Raw genomic sequence first — 14789 nt, 5'->3', positions numbered from 1 at the left:
CCCCTCTGGGGGAGGTGGCCCGGAGGGCCGGAGGGGGTCTTGCGGCGCTTTCGTTTCGGCTCCCCACCTTCTATATGCAACCGCTCCTCGACTCCCCGGAAGACCCATGGCCCGCATCCTGATCACCTCCGCCCTGCCGTACATCAACGGCATCAAGCACCTGGGCAATCTGGCGGGATCGATGTTGCCGGCCGACGTCTATGCGCGCTTCCAGCGAGCCCGGGGCAACGACACCCTGTATATCTGCGCCACCGACGAGCACGGCACCCCGGCCGAGCTGGCCGCCGCCGCCGCCGGTCAGGACGTGGCCAGCTATTGCGCCGAGCAGCACGTGCTGCAGCACGACATCGGCCGCGCCTTCGGCCTGTCGTGGGACCATTTCGGCCGCTCGTCCTCGCCGCAGAACCATCGCCTGACCCAGCATTTCTGCGAGGTGCTGGAAGAGCGCGGCCTGATCGAGGAACGCGTCGACCAGATGGTCTATTCCATCGACGACAAGCGCTTCCTGCCCGACCGCTATATCGAAGGCACGTGCCCGCACTGCGGCTTCGAGAAGGCCCGGGGCGACCAGTGCGACAACTGCGGCAACCTGCTGGACCCGACCGACCTGAAGGACGCCTATTCGGTGATCTCCGGCTCGCGGAACCTGGAGGTGCGCGACACGCGCCACCTCTATCTGCTGCAGACGAAAGTGGCTGATCGCATCCGCGCCTGGATCGACACCCACGCCGATTGGCCGCTGCTGGCCAGGTCGATCGCCTACAAGCACCTGGACGAGGGCGTCATCGACCGCGGCATCACCCGCGACCTGGCCTGGGGCATCCCGGTGACCAAGGGCGAGTTCCCGCGTCCGGGCTTCGAGGACAAGGTCTTCTACGTCTGGTTCGACGCCCCGATCGAATACATCGCCGCCACCCAGGAATGGGCGGAAGCCGGTGCGGACCGCGACTGGAAGTCGTGGTGGCGCACCGACGAGGGCGCCGATGACGTCCGCTACGTCCAGTTCATGGGCAAGGACAATGTCGCGTTCCACACGGTCAGCTTCCCGGCCACGATCCTGGGTTCGGAGGAGCCGTGGAAGAGCGTCGACATGCTCAAGGCCTTCAACTGGTTGAACTGGTACGGCGGCAAGTTCTCGACCAGCAACCAGCGCGGCGTGTTCATGGACGCGGCCCTGGAGATCCTGCCGCCTGACCTGTGGCGCTGGTACCTGACCTCGAATTCGCCCGAGAGTTCGGACACGGCCTTCACCTGGGAGCAGTTCGCCAGCGCCGTGAACCGCGACCTGGCCGACGTGCTGGGCAATTTCGTCAACCGCATCCTGAAGTTCACCGAAGGCAAGTTCGACGGCGTGATCCCCGACGGCGGCGCCCCCGGCCCGCTGGAGGAGAAGCTCTACGCCGATGTCTCGGCGCGGCTCGCGGATCTCGCCGAACAGATGGACGCCATCGAGGTGCGCAAGAGCGCCCAGGCCTTGCGCGCCCTGTGGGTGGTCGGCAACGAATACCTGCAGGAAGCTGCCCCGTGGACGGCGATCAAGACCGACCGCGACCGCGCCGCCGTGATCGTCCGCACCGCCCTGAACCTGGCGGCGCTGTACGCCCGCATCTCCGCGCCGTTCATCCCGTTCGCCGCCGAGAAGATCAGCGAGGCGTTCAGCCAGGCCTATCCGGGCGCCTGGCCGACCACCGACGCCGCCGCCGAGCTGTCGACCCTGCCGGTCGGCCTGTCGGTCCGCGCGCCGGAGGTGCTGTTCAAGAAGATCGAGGACGAGCAGATCGCCGAGTGGACGGCTCGGTTCGGCGGAGCGGAGTAGGGTCGTGAGCAGCGGTTTTGTAAACCGCTGCTCCACATTCAACGCTGTCATCCCGGACAAGCGCGAAGCGCGCCGATCCGGGACCGCCGGAAGCGCCTGCGCTCAGGCGTCGGTCCCGGGTCTTCGCTTCGCTACGCCCGGGATGACAACCAAAGTGTATCGAGGGTGAGAGCGTGACGACTGAACAGCCCAGCGCCCTTTCCCCGCAAACCCGCCTTGGCCTGTTCTATGTCGTCTCCTATCTCGGCACCGGCGTCAGCCTGCCCTACATCGCCACCTATTTCCGTTCGCGCGGTCTGACCGGGGCGGAGATCGGGGTGGTCCTGGCCGTGCCCCTGCTGGCGCGGCCGTTCCTGGGACCGGTGCTGGCGGTGTGGGCCGACGGCTTCACCCTGCGCCGCACGCCTCTGGCGCTGCTGGCCCTGGGGGCGGCGGCCGGCTACCTGGCCATGCTGGTCGCGCCGGGCTTCTGGGGGCTGCTGGTCTGCTGGCTGGTGGGCATGACCTTCCTGACCACCCTGACGCCGTTGATCGACGTGATCACCCTGCGTCGCTCGCGCCTGGACGGGTTCAACTACGGCGTCCCGCGCGGCGCGGGCTCGGCGGCGTTCATCGTCGCCAACCTGGCCATGGGCGCGATCCTGGCGGTCATGGCGCCCAGCGTCATCGTCGCCTGGATCGCCGCGGCGGCGATCGGCGTGGCCGTGGTCTCGGCTCTGATCCTGCCGCCCGAGCGCGTCCATGAGGCTGGAGCCCCCCAGCTCGGCCGCGCCGAGCGTTGGAAAGGCCTGGGAGGCCTGCTGCGCGACAAGACCTTCGTGCTGGCCGTGATCACCGCCGGCCTGATCCAGGGGGCGCACGCCTTCTACTACGGCTTCTCGGCCCTGCTCTGGCGCCAGCAAGGGATCTCGGCCCCGATGGTCGGCGTGCTGTGGGGCGTCGGCGTGGCCGTCGAGGTCGGCTTCATGTGGTTCGCCGAGCCGTGGCGGCGCAAGGTGGGGCCGGAGAAGCTGCTGGTGCTGGGCGGGGCGGCCGCGTTGCTGCGCTGGACCGCCTACGCCTTCACCCCGCCGCTGTGGCTGCTGTTTCCCCTGCAGGCCCTGCACGCCCTGACCTTCGCGGCCAGCTTCATGGCCTCGCTGCGGCTGATCGAGCGCCTGGCCCCGCCACAGAGCGCCTCGGCCGCCCAGGCGATCAACTCGGCCCTGTCAGCCGGCTTCATGCTGGGCGTCGGCACGCTGGCGGCCGGTCCGCTGTTCGACGCCTTCGGAACCAAGGGCTACCTGGCCATGGCGACGATGGGCGGGCTGGGCCTGATCGGGGCGGTGAGGCTGACGCGGCGGGTGGGCCGCTGATGTCGTTGGGGACACGCACAAGTGCATGTCCCCGTCAGAGGCGCGGCCGGGGACATGCCCTTGGGCGTGTCCCCATTCCCATCCGCAGTCTAGATCTCGTAGTCCAGCTCGCCTTCCAGCCAGGCGACGATCCGCTCGGCGGCGGCGACCGGGTCCATTTTCGTGGTGTCGATCACCAGTTCGGCGGCTTCCGGGGCCTCGTAGGGGCTGTCGATGCCGGTGAAGTTCTTCAACTGGCCCGCCCGCGCCTTCTTGTACAGGCCCTTGACGTCGCGCGCCTCGGCCACCGCCAGCGGCGTATCGACGAAGACCTCGACGAACTCGCCTTCTTGCAGGATTTCACGCGCCAGTCTCCGCTCGGCCCGGAACGGCGAGATGAAGGCTGTCAGCACGATCAGCCCGGCGTCGACCATCAGCTTGGCCACCTCGGCCACCCGGCGGATGTTCTCGACTCGGTCCTCCTCGGTGAAGCCGAGGTTCTTGTTGAGGCCGTGGCGGACGTTGTCGCCGTCCAGCAGATAGGTGTGGCGGCCCAGGGCGTGCAGGCGCTTCTCGACCAGGTTGGCGATGGTCGATTTGCCCGCGCCCGACAGGCCGGTCAGCCAGACCACCCGGCCGCGCTGGCCCTTCAGCGCCGCCCGCGAGGTCTTGCTGACGTCGGTGTGCTGCCAGTGGATGTTGTCGGCCCGGCGCAGCGCGAAGTTCAACAGGCCCGCCCCGACGGTGCGGTTGCTGATCCGGTCGATCAGGATGAAGCCGCCCAGGTCGCGGTTCTTGGCGTAGGGCTCGAACGGGATCGCCTGGTCCAGCGACAGGTTGACCAGGCCGATCTCGTTCAGCTCAAGCTTCTTGGCCGCCAGGTGCTCCAGCGTGTTGACGTTCACCCGGTGCTTGATCTCGGTGACGCTGGCGCCGACCATCCGCGTGCCGACCTTCAGCAGGTAGGAACGGCCGGGGGGCAGGGCCTCGTCGTCCATCCAGACCACGGTGGCCTCGAACTGACCCGCCACGGCGACCGGATCGTCAGCGGCCACCAGGATGTCGCCGCGACTGACGTCGATCTCGTCGGCCAGGGTGATGGTCACCGATTGGCCGGCATAGGCCTCGGCCAGGTCGTCGGGCTTGGTGACGATCCGCGCCACGGTGCTTTCGCGGCCCGAGGGCAGGGACTTCACTCGGTCTCCCGGCTTGACGGTCCCGGCGGCGATCTGGCCCGAGAAGCCTCTGAAGTCGAGGTTCGGCCGGTTGACCCACTGCACGGGCATGCGGAACGACTGGCTGCGCAGGTCATCCTCGACCTCCACGCTTTCCAGCCAGTCCATGAGGATCGGGCCGGAATACCAGGGCGAGTCCTCGCCCTTGGCGGCCATGTTGGCGCCGGTCAGGCCCGAGATCGGGATCGGGGTGAAGACCTCCAGGCCGATCTGATCGGCGAAGGCGCGATAGTCGGCCACGATCTGGTCAAACACCGCCTGGTCCCAGCCGACCAGGTCCATCTTGTTCACCGCCAGCACCACGTGGCGGATGCCCAGCAGCTTGACGAGATAGCTGTGGCGGCGGGTCTGGGTCAGCACGCCCTTGCGGGCGTCGATCAGGATCACTGCCGCGTCGGCGGTCGAGGCGCCGGTGACCATGTTGCGCGTATACTGCTCGTGGCCGGGGGTGTCGGCGACGATGAACTTGCGCTTGTCGGTGGCGAAGAAACGGTAGGCGACGTCGATGGTGATGCCTTGCTCGCGCTCGGCGGCCAGACCGTCGACCAGCAGGGCGAAGTCGATCGCGCCGCCTTGCGTGCCGACCCGCTTGGAGTCGGCCTCGAGGGCGGCCATCTGGTCCTCGAAGATCATCTTGCTGTCGTAAAGCAGCCGACCGATCAGGGTCGACTTGCCGTCGTCCACCGACCCGCAGGTGATGAAGCGCAGCAGCGACTTGTGCTGGTGGGCGACCAGATAGGCGTCGATATCGTCGGCGATCAGGTCGGAGGGCTTGTAGATCGTATTCATCAGAAATAGCCCTCCTGCTTCTTCTTCTCCATCGAGGCGGACTGGTCATGGTCGATGACCCGGCCCTGGCGCTCGCTGGTGGTGGTCAGCAGCATTTCCTGGATGACTTCGGGCAGGGTGGAGGCGGTGCTCTCGACCGCGCCGGTCAGCGGGTAGCAACCCAGGGTGCGGAACCGCACGCTCTTCATCTGCGGAACTTCGCCCGGACGCAGCCGGAAGCGGTCGTCGTCGACCATGATCAAGGATCCGTCGCGCTCGACCACCGGCCGTTCAGCTGCGAAGTACAGCGGTACGATCGGAATGCTTTCCAGGTGGATGTATTGCCAGACGTCCAGCTCGGTCCAGTTGGAGATCGGGAAGACCCGCAGGCTTTCACCGGGGTGCTTGCGGGTGTTGTAAAGCTTCCAGAGCTCGGGGCGCTGATCCTTGGGATCCCAGCGCTGCTCGGTGGTGCGGAAGCTGAACACCCGCTCCTTGGCCCGGCTCTTCTCCTCGTCGCGGCGGGCGCCGCCGAAGGCCGCGTCGAAGCCGTACTTGGCCAGGGCCTGCTTGAGGCCCTCGGTCTTCCACAGATCGGTGTGCAGGGCGCTGCCGTGGTCGAACGGGTTGATCCCCCGCGCCTCGGCCTCGGGGTTCTTGTGGACCAGCAGGTCGAAGCCCAGTTGCTGGGCGATCGTGTCGCGCAGCTCGTACATGGCCCGGAACTTCCAGGTCGTGTCGACGTGCAGCAGCGGGAAGGGCGGTTTGGACGGATAGAACGCCTTGGCCGCCAGGTGCAGCATCACCGCGCTGTCCTTGCCGATCGAGTACAGCATGACCGGGTTTTCGCACTCGGCCGCCACCTCGCGCAGGATGTGGATGCTCTCGGCTTCCAGGCGCTGGAGGTGCGTCAGTCGGGCCGGGGACAAGGCGCTGGCAGGGGCGCTCATGGACGGGTCCGCAAAGGCGTCATGCGACAGCGAAGCGACTTGGGTAGGGGGCAAAACGCGTATCCGCAAATGGAAAGCTCCGCCGACGCACGCAGGCGCGACGACGGGGCGGTGATCCTGAGCGTGGACCTAGGTCTCGCGGGGGCAGGGGGCAAGGCGGGGAAATCTGGAGGCGCTGTGAGCTTCGATGGCGCCAGACGCGCGAAGCGAGGTCTTTCATGACCAAAAGTTCACTCGCGCGGCGTGACGAAGCGCCGCATAACGCCGCTATCGGAAAATGGGCCCGCCGATGTCATCCTTGGCTGAATTCATCGCCGCGATCATGCTCTGGCTTTCTTCGATGGCGCTTTGCCAGTTCGGCATGGCCGTCGAGCACCGGGCTAAGGCTCCGCCCAAGGTCGAGCGGGTCATCGCCCGCACGCCCCGCCAGCAGGCCGTTCAGACCATCGAGCGCTGCCCGCGCCTGCACGCGGCCGAGGTCAGCGCCTAAAGCCTTGCCGGGCCAAGCCCTGCGGCAGATGGGAAATCCGCTGCAACCCGCTATGCGGGCCGGCTTTTCACCGCTAGGTTTATTTGTTGCGTGCGAGAGGGGCGTCCGCGCGGCGATGTTCATCTGGCCCCAAGCCGTTTGCCCTGGGACTATGGCTGCGTATGAAGCCTAAGAAGCGCCAACCGCTTGATTTCACCGGCATTCCCGTGGAGCCGCCGGTCGAAGACGTCGGTCGCTCCGTCGGGGCGGAAACCGAATCCGATGCGGACGCGCCGGTCACCGAGCCGGACCTGGATCTCGATATCGCCGCCGTCCCCGAGGCGTCCGCCCCGCCGATTCTCGACCTCGGCCCGCAGGATCTCGCCCCCGAACCCGATCTCGCACCGGTTTCCGAGCCCCCCCGAGCCAACGCGCGGCGCGGCTTTTTCAGCGTTGCGGCGAAGCCGAAGCAAACTTCCAAGACCTCCGAACCGGTCGAGCCTCCGAAGGCCGATGCGGCGCCGCTCAAGCCGGAAGCGGTGATCCAGCCTACCCAGCCGCCCAGGTCGAACTTCAAAGCGCCCGAACCCGAGCCCGAGCCGGCGCCGTTCTCGCCGGCCAGAGGTCGACGCAGCCCGCCGGTCGAGGCCGAACCCTTGGCCCCGCTGCCCTCATTCCTGACGGCGCCCATCGCGCCCCCTCAGGCAGCGGCGGTGTCGACTCAGGCTGCTCAGCCGCCGGCTCCGGTGGCTGAACCCGATCCGCCGGCTCCGTCCAAGCGTTTCGAAACAGCGGTGTCCAAGCCGCGCGAAACGCCACCGACCACGCCGCCGCCGGTCACGCCCTTGTCCGTGGTCCGCGAGGGCAAGAAGACGATGCCCGCGCCGCTGTTCTGGAGCCTGGCGATCGCCGCCGCGGCGCTCTGGACGCTGGGACCGATCGCCTTCGCGCTCGGCTACGGGGCTGGCGTGCCCGCCCTGCAGGTCGACCAGTTCGCCCTGATGGTGTTCGCCGCCCTGGCCGTCGGTCCGGCTCTCTTCACCCTCCTTGGCGCCTACATGCTGCGTCAGGCCATGGGGGTTTCGGCCGAGCTGAAGCATACCCGGATCATGACCGACCGCCTGGTCGCTCCGGCCGCCCTGGCGGCGGCCAGCGTCGACGGCGCGGTCGAGCGCATCCGCAACCAGATCGAAGCCGCCACGGCCGCCGCCGATGACGCCCGCGTCCGCGTCCAGGAACTGCGCGAGGCCTTGGCCGGCGAAACCCTGGCTCTGGCCCAGACCACCAGCGAGTCCGCCCGCATGGTGCAGCAACTGTCCGAGGGGCTGGGCCACGAGCGCCAGGCCATGCATGCGCTGTCGGCCACGCTGGACGCCCAGTCCACCGCCGTGGTCGACGCCATCGGCAGCCAGGCGCGCATGGTCGCCGAGGCTTCCGACCTGGCTGAGACCCAGCTGCGCGAGGCTGAGGCGGCCCTGGCCGCCCGTGCCGCCGACCTGGCCGCCGCCGCCGCCGAGGCGTCCGACGCCGCGCGGGTGGGGGCCGAGGACCTTTCACGCCAGATCGCCCGCCTGGAAACCGCCGGCCAAGGAGTCGGTGATCAGATGGGCGCTGTCGAGCGCACCTTGGCCACTCAGCGCGCCGCCCTGGTCGCCGCCAGCCAGTCACTGCGCACCGACCAGGAGGATTTCGCCGCCGAAAGCGAAACCCGCACCGCCCAGCTGACCGAGTTCATCGGCCACACCCGCGCTGGCGCGACCGAGATGAGCGATATGGCGTCCATGGGCGCCGAAGTGCTGCGCGGCCTGATCGAAGCGGCGTCTCAGCAGTTGCGCGAAGTCGCCGAGAACGCCCGCGCCGAGCGTGAAGCCCTGGCGGCCGAGACCTCCAGCGCCATAGCCGCCCTGGCCAGCGCCGCCGGCGGGCAGCGCGCCGACCTGGAGGCGGCGTTGACCAAGGCCATGGAGGCCATGGCCGAGGCGGCCCGCAAGGCCAACGAAGGTGTCGAACAGCGCGTCGACTCCGCCCGCGTCCGGATCGATCAGCTCAACGAGATCGCCTTCGCGGCCGGTCAGAAGGCCGACACGGTGTTCGAGTCCCGCATGGACGAGGCCCGCGACCTGATCGAGCAGTCGGCCCAGGTGGTCGAGCAGGCGGGGGCCCGTACGGCCCTGAAGCTGACCGAGAGCGTCGAGACCGCCCGTGGCGCCATCGCCGAGATGGAGGCCATGCTGATCGACGTCGGCCGTCGCACCGCCGACTTGCCGGCCGAGGCCCTGGCTCGCGCCAACGAGGTTCGAGCCCAGATCGAGCAAGGCATTGAGGATCTACGCGCCTCCGCCCGCCGGACCGCCGAGGAGACCGCGGCGATCGACCAGGCCTTCCAGGAACGCGTTCGCCGCAACTACGACATGCTCAGCGAGGCTGTCGGCCGGGCAGGGGGCGCGGCCCCCGCCGCCGTGCCGTCCCGCGCGCCGCCCCCGCTGAACCGGCAGGCCCAGGCCTCGACGCCGACCAAGGAATCCAAGGCCGAGGGTGCAGGCTCGCGTCCGCGTCTGCGCCTGACCCCCACGGCCACCGACGATGAGTTCCGATCGGTGTTCGACGCCGCAGGCGGCCGTAACGCCGCGCCGGGTTCCGCCGGCGAACGGGCCGAACCGCAGGACGGTTCGTCGTGGCGCAACCTGTTGTCGGGCCTGGAAAGCGTCGCGCCCGGCGACGCCGCCCTGGGCGAGAGGATGGCGGGCGAGATCCTGGCCATGGGCATCGATCCGACGGCCCTGCTGCCCCGCGCGCGCATCGACGAGATCGCCGCCACGATCCAGACCCATGATGAGGGCGGGGCGCGCGATGTTGTCAAGAAGCTGGCCCCCGCCGCCATTCGCCGGTTGGTCCGCCGGCTGTTCTCCGACGCCACGCTGCGGGCGGAGGCCGAGCGCTTCCTGCGCCGCTATGCCGGCATGATGGACGAGGCCTCCCAGCAGGACCGCGAGGGCTTCCTGGTGGCGGCCCTGCTGTCTTCCGACGCTGGCCGCGCCTACCTGCTGCTGGACGCGGCCTTTGGGGACTTGGCCTAGTGAGAATGGGCCTGACGTGAAGCGCCTGTTCGATGTAGCGGCGTCCGGCGGGGGGCTGCTGCTGCTGACCCTCCCGCTGTTGATCGTGGCCGCAGTGGTGCGTCTGACTTCGCCAGGACCGGCGCTCTACTGGTCGCAGCGGGTGGGACGGGGCAACGTCCTGTTCTCGATGCCCAAGTTCCGCACCATGCGGATCGACACGCCCGAAGTCGCCACCCACCTGCTGGCCGATCCGGACCGCTGGCTGACCCCGCCGGGCGCCTTCCTACGCAAGACCAGCCTCGACGAGCTGCCGCAGCTGTGGAGCGTGCTGGTCGGCGACATGAGCCTGGTCGGGCCACGCCCGGCGCTGTTCAACCAGGACGACCTGGTGGCTCTGCGAACGGCTGCCGGCGTCGAGGCGCTGCGGCCTGGCGTGACCGGCTGGGCGCAGATCAACGGCCGTGACGAGATCGCCATTCCCGACAAGGTGGCCCTGGACGCCGAATACCTCCGACGCCAGGGGTTCTGGTTCGACCTGACGATCTTGCTGCGGACCGTTCTGCCGGTGGTCACCGGCAAGGGCGTGACGCGCTAGTCGAGCGCGCCGTACGCCCTTTCAAGCGCCGCGACGAAGGTTGCATTGCCCGCCAGCTCGCGGCTGAACACAGGCTCCAGCCTCAAAAATTGCGCCACGTCGGCCCCGGCGTCGCCGGTGCAGGCGGCAGCGGTCTCGACCAGGCGGTCGGCCAGCGGGTCGACGATCTTTTCGCCCTCGGCCGACCGACGGCGGACGAAGTGCATCCAGGCCGCCAGGGGCAGGGCCAGGCGGTCGACGGAGCGGCCGGCCGCGAGCGCGTCGGCGACCGTGCCCAAAATCCGGAACGGCAGCTTCTGCGAGCCGTCCCAGGCGATCTGGTTGAGCAGGTGGCGGATCTCGGGGTTGCGGAACCGGCCCAGGATCGCCTGGGCGTAGGCCGTCAGGTCCAGGCCGCGCGGCGCGGTCAGGGTCGGGATGATGTCCTGGACCATCAGGTCCTCGGCGATCTTGGCTAGGGCCGGATCGCTGATCGCTTCGAACACCGTCTCGTGGCCCTTCAGCAGGCCGGCATAGGCGATGGTCGAGTGGACCCCGTTCAACAGCCGCAGCTTGGCGCGCTCGAAGCCGCGAACATCGTCGGTCAGGGTGACGCCGACGCTGGCAAGGTCGGGCGCGCTGTCTCCCAGCACGTCCTCGACCACCCACTGGGTGAAGGCCTCGCGCTGGATCGGCCAGGCGTCAGTCAGGCCGGTGGCCGCCTCGACCCGAGCGCGCAGGGCGTCGTCGGTGGCGGGGGTGATGCTGTCGACCATAGTGCGTGGGAAGCGGCCCTCGGCGTCGATCCAGGCCGCCAGGGTCGGATCGATCGCTTCGGCGAAGGCTGTGACCGCCGCCTTCAGGCGCCAGCCGTTATCGGCGAGGTTGTCGCAAGCCACCACGGCATAGGGCGGCAGGCCCGCCTGGTGGCGGCGGCGCAGGCCCTCGACGATGTAGCCCACGGCGCTGACCGGCTCTCGCGGGCTTGCCAGATCGTGGACGATGTCGGGATGAGCCGTGTCCAGCTTGCCGTCGCCGGTCAGGCAGTAGCCCTTTTCGGTGACGGTCAGGGTGACCATGCGGGTGGTCGGGGCGGCCAGGCGGGCGAAGACCGAGGGCGGATCCTCGGGCGCGACCAGCACCTCCAGGATCGAGCCGACCACGCGGAAGGTGGTCTCGGCGTCCAGCTGAGCCAGGGTGTAGAGACCGTCCTGTGGCGCCAGGGCGTCGCGAACGCCAGGGCTTTTCAGCGACACGGCGCAGATGCCCCAGCGCGGATCCTTGGCCAGCAACTGGTCGAAATAGAAGGCCTGGTGGGCGCGGTGAAAGGCGCCAGGACCGAAATGCACGATGCCGACCGTGACCTTGTCGCGGTCATAGTCGGGCAGGGCGACTCCCGGGATGGCGGCCGGATAGCTGACGGCGTTGAGGCGGAGAGGGCGAGAAAGAGTGTCGGTCACAGAGTAACGCCTTGCTTCCAGATGGCGATTTCACGCTCGCCGTTGAGTTCTGCCTTGGTCAATTGGCCCGAGGCCGTCGCCACCACCAGATCCATCAGAGAGTCGGCCGCCGCGTCCATGGTCTGGCCCGACAGCACGATCCCGGCGTCGAAGTCGATCCAGCCCGGCTTGCGGGCGGCCAGGGCCGAGTTCGAGGCGATCTTCAGGGTGGGAGCGGGGAAACCCAGCGGCGTGCCGCGGCCTGTGGTGAACAGGATCACCGTCGCCCCAGCGGCCGTCAGGGCGGTGGACGACACCGCGTCGTTGCCCGGCGCCTCCAGCAGGGTCAGACCGTGCGGCCCGACCTGCTCGCCATAGCGCAGCACTTCGACCAGGGGCGCGCGGCCGCCCTTCTGCACCGCGCCGAGAGACTTTTCCTCAAGGGTGGTGATGCCGCCGGCGACGTTGCCGGGCGAGGGGTTCTCGTAGATCGGCTGGTGGTTGTCGATGAAGTAGCGCTTGAAGTCGTCGATCACCTCGACGGCCTCGTCGAACACCTGGCGGGTGGCGGCGCGGGCCAGCAGCACGCCCTCGGCGCCGAACACCTCGGGGATCTCCGTCAGCACCGGGGTGCCGCCGGCGTCGGAGACCTTGTCGGCGATGCGGCCGACCAGCGGATTGGCGGTGACGCCCGAGAAGCCGTCCGAACCGCCGCACTTGAGGCCCACGACCAGATCCGACAACGGGGCGGGCTCGCGGCGGTCGCGCTCGGCGATCGCGATCAGTTGCTCGACGGCCTCCAGACCGTCCTCCAGCTCGTCCTCGACCATCTGGGTGGTGAACGAGCGCAGGCGTTCGGGGTCCAGGCCCGGGGCGGATTCGAGCAGGGCCTTGAGCTGATTGTTCTCGCAGCCCAGTCCCAGGATCAGCACGCCGCCGGCGTTGGGATGGGCGGCCAGGCCGGCGATCAGCTTGCGGGTGTGGGCCAGATCGTCGCCCAGCTGCGAGCAGCCGAATGGATGAGGAAAGGCGAAGACGCCATCGACGCGGCCGGCGAAGCGGGCGTTGGCCTTCTCGGCGATCCGACGGGCGGTGTTGGCCACGCAGCCGACGGTGCACAGCACCCAAATCTCGTTGCGGGTGCCCACCCGCCCGCTTTTACGGCGATAACCCAGGAAGGTCCCGGCCGGCGGCGGCTCCTGCGGCGCCGGATGGGCGTCAACATAGGCGAAGCCCTCGACGCCCGACAGGCGGGTCTCGACATTGTGGACGTGCACGTGGTCGCCGACCGCGATGTCGGCCGTGGCCCGGCCGATCGGCCAGCCGTATTTGAGCACGTCATCGCCCTTCGCCACGGCGCGAACGGCGATCTTATGGCCCTTGGGAATGTCGGCGCGGGCGATGATCGCCACGCCGTGCAGATCCAGAGTCTCACCTGCAACAAGTTCGCGCAGCGCCGTCGCTACATGGTCGCGGGGATCGACGCCGTGGATCGATTCGGACGGGCTGGAGGTCGGTTCGTCCATCAAGGCCTTGGTCATTGGGGCTTTTCGTGTTGCCATTCTCGGGTCGGGGTGGGGAAACCGGTGTCACCATAGGGCAATTATGTCCGGCGGTGCATCTGTAGCGACGTCGTCGCCCGTAGAGTATGACAAAACAAAACAACGATCGCCGTATGGAAACGCTTTGACCTCGTCCAAGACCCGCTTGCCGGACACCGACGGCATTGAAATCGAAACCGGCCTTGAGGCCGGCGTTGAAGGCGGCCGCAAGCGCGCGACCATCAATGACATTGCGCGTCTGGCCGGCGTGTCGAAGAAGACCGTCTCGCGGGTCATCAATCAGTCGCCCTTCGTGCGCGACGAGACCCGCGAACGCATCGAGGCGGTGATCGCAGAATGGGGTTATGCGCCTGATCCTCAGGCCCGGGGCTTGGCGTTCCGCCGCTCGTTCCTGATCGGCATGATCTACGACAACCCCAACCCGCAGTATGTCGTGAACATGCAGCTGGGCTTGCTGGACGGCATCCGCGGGTCGGGCTTCGAGCTGGTGGTCCATCCCTGCGACCGTTCCAGCCCGACCTTCCTGCAGGACGTGCGCACCTTCGTCGAACGTCAGAAACTGTTCGGCGTCGTTCTGCCGCCTTCGGTGTCGGAAGACGAGCGGGTCGCCAAGCTGCTGCGCGAAATCGGCTGCGAATATATCCGCATCGCCTCGGTTGAGCTGGACAAGCCCGAGCACATGATCGTCGGCCACGACCGCCTGGGTGGCGAGGCCATGGGCGCCTATCTTGTCGAGCTGGGCCATCGCGAGATCGGCTTCATCAGCGGCCTGCCCAACTTCCGCTCGTCGCACGAGCGGAGAGGGGGATTCGAGGACGCCCTGAACCAGGCCGGCCTTGAGCTGAAGCCTGACTACGTGGTCCAGGGCGCCTACACCTTCGAATCCGGGTTGGCCTGCGGCGAGGCGCTGTTGGCCAAGACCCCGCGGCCGACCGCGATCTTCGCCGGCAACGACGAAATGGCCGCCGGCGTCCTTCAGGCGGCGCGCCGCGCGGGGCTCGAAGTGCCCGCCGACGTGACCGTGGTCGGTTTCGACGACTTCCAGATCGCCCAGGCCGTTTGGCCGCCTCTGACCACCATCCACATTCCGACCCGCGAAGTGGGCCGGATCGCGGCCGAGAAACTGATCGGTGCGGCGGTTCGGGAAAAGCGTGACCCCAACAGCACCATCCCTTATCTCGTCGTTCGAGAATCGTCCGGCGCCCCGCCGAAGGTGTAGGGCCCTCGAGGCCTTTGGCTTGCATGGCGCCATGACACCGGTTACCAAGCGCGTCGAAAGCGGCCTGCGGAGCCGTCGGCGAAATAGGGAGTAGGAAACGCCATGACCCGGCCCCTGGTATTTCACGACGACCGCCTGTTTCCGGCCGATGAGCGCACGCGGGGGATCGCCCGGGCGCTGTACGGCCAGGTCAAGGGCCTGCCGATCATCAGCCCGCACGGCCACACCGATCCGGCATGGTTTGCGACCAACGCCCCGTTCGAGGACGCCACCGACCTGCTGCTGGCGCCGGACCATTATCTGTTCCGCATGCTCTACAGCCAGGGGATCAGCCTGGACGCCCTGAAGGTGCGCTCCAAGGCCG

At 68.3% G+C, this 14789-nt stretch carries 11 protein-coding genes; 7 read left to right on the top strand and 4 right to left on the bottom strand.

Annotated elements, in window-relative coordinates; genetic code table 11:
* The first annotated feature begins 106 nt into the window (after positions 1 to 106).
* Entirely contained in the window at positions 107 to 1816 is a 1710-nt protein-coding gene (metG, locus tag WAL33_RS12980; protein WP_422181966.1) for a methionine--tRNA ligase, read from the top strand.
* Between the two features lie 173 nt (positions 1817 to 1989).
* Positions 1990 to 3171, top strand: a complete 1182-nt coding sequence (locus tag WAL33_RS12975; protein ID WP_422181965.1) for an MFS transporter — start codon at positions 1990 to 1992, stop codon at positions 3169 to 3171.
* An 89-nt stretch (positions 3172 to 3260) separates the two neighbouring features.
* On the opposite strand, the gene cysN is transcribed toward WAL33_RS12975, so the two are convergent.
* Both cysN and cysD read right to left on the bottom strand, forming a co-directional pair.
* Positions 3261 to 5174, bottom strand: a complete 1914-nt coding sequence (gene cysN / locus WAL33_RS12970) for a sulfate adenylyltransferase subunit CysN (RefSeq protein ID WP_422181964.1) — start codon at positions 5172 to 5174, stop codon at positions 3261 to 3263.
* Positions 5174 to 6103 carry a sulfate adenylyltransferase subunit CysD gene (gene cysD / locus WAL33_RS12965; RefSeq protein WP_422181963.1) on the bottom strand — a complete coding sequence of 310 codons (930 nt, stop codon included), beginning with the start codon at positions 6101 to 6103 and terminating at the stop codon, positions 5174 to 5176. Before cysD ends, cysN begins: the two co-directional genes overlap by 1 nt.
* A gap of 298 nt (positions 6104 to 6401) precedes the next feature.
* Between cysD and WAL33_RS12960 the strand changes: the two genes are divergently transcribed.
* The 3 genes from WAL33_RS12960 (at position 6402) to WAL33_RS12950 (ending at position 10226) form a co-directional block, all read left to right on the top strand.
* Positions 6402 to 6593: a hypothetical protein gene (locus WAL33_RS12960; protein ID WP_422181962.1), complete on the top strand. Its 192-nt coding sequence runs from the start codon at positions 6402 to 6404 to the stop codon at positions 6591 to 6593.
* Positions 6594 to 6754: 161 nt separating this feature from the next.
* Positions 6755 to 9649 (top strand): polar localization protein TipN, encoded by a 2895-nt coding sequence (locus WAL33_RS12955; RefSeq protein ID WP_422181961.1) that lies wholly within the window; start codon positions 6755 to 6757, stop codon positions 9647 to 9649.
* Positions 9650 to 9665: 16 nt separating this feature from the next.
* Positions 9666 to 10226: a sugar transferase gene (locus tag WAL33_RS12950; protein ID WP_422181960.1), complete on the top strand. Its 561-nt coding sequence runs from the start codon at positions 9666 to 9668 to the stop codon at positions 10224 to 10226.
* Here WAL33_RS12950 and WAL33_RS12945 read toward each other — a convergent pair.
* Together WAL33_RS12945 and WAL33_RS12940 are read right to left on the bottom strand one after the other, a co-directional pair.
* A complete protein-coding gene (locus WAL33_RS12945; RefSeq protein WP_422181959.1) occupies positions 10223 to 11665 on the bottom strand; it encodes a mannitol dehydrogenase family protein in 1443 nt (480 codons plus the stop codon). The genes WAL33_RS12950 and WAL33_RS12945 overlap by 4 nt on opposite strands.
* Positions 11662 to 13170 (bottom strand): UxaA family hydrolase, encoded by a 1509-nt coding sequence (locus WAL33_RS12940; protein ID WP_422181967.1) that lies wholly within the window; start codon positions 13168 to 13170, stop codon positions 11662 to 11664. Before WAL33_RS12940 ends, WAL33_RS12945 begins: the two co-directional genes overlap by 4 nt.
* Positions 13171 to 13330: 160 nt before the next feature.
* On the opposite strand from WAL33_RS12940, the gene WAL33_RS12935 reads away from it, so the two are divergent.
* Positions 13331 to 14425 (top strand): LacI family DNA-binding transcriptional regulator, encoded by a 1095-nt coding sequence (locus WAL33_RS12935; RefSeq protein WP_422181958.1) that lies wholly within the window; start codon positions 13331 to 13333, stop codon positions 14423 to 14425.
* A gap of 102 nt (positions 14426 to 14527) precedes the next feature.
* Positions 14528 to 14789 (top strand): glucuronate isomerase (locus WAL33_RS12930; RefSeq protein WP_422181957.1); only part of this gene is annotated, 262 nt, incomplete at its 3' end.

This window comes from Caulobacter sp. (assembly GCF_049283275.1).
GTDB lineage: Bacteria > Pseudomonadota > Alphaproteobacteria > Caulobacterales > Caulobacteraceae > Caulobacter.
This window is presented reverse-complemented; position numbering and strand designations above follow the sequence as displayed.

Excerpts from the sequence above, each read along its gene's own strand:
- WAL33_RS12940 (WP_422181967.1), bottom strand. The coding sequence starts at position 13,170 with ATGGACGAACCGACCTCCAGCCCGTCCGAATCGATCCACGGCGTCGAT.
- cysN (WP_422181964.1), bottom strand. The coding sequence starts at position 5,174 with ATGAATACGATCTACAAGCCCTCCGACCTGATCGCCGACGATATCGAC.
- metG (WP_422181966.1), top strand. The coding sequence starts at position 107 with ATGGCCCGCATCCTGATCACCTCCGCCCTGCCGTACATCAACGGCATC.
- cysD (WP_422181963.1), bottom strand. The coding sequence starts at position 6,103 with ATGAGCGCCCCTGCCAGCGCCTTGTCCCCGGCCCGACTGACGCACCTC.
- WAL33_RS12955 (WP_422181961.1), top strand. The coding sequence starts at position 6,755 with ATGAAGCCTAAGAAGCGCCAACCGCTTGATTTCACCGGCATTCCCGTG.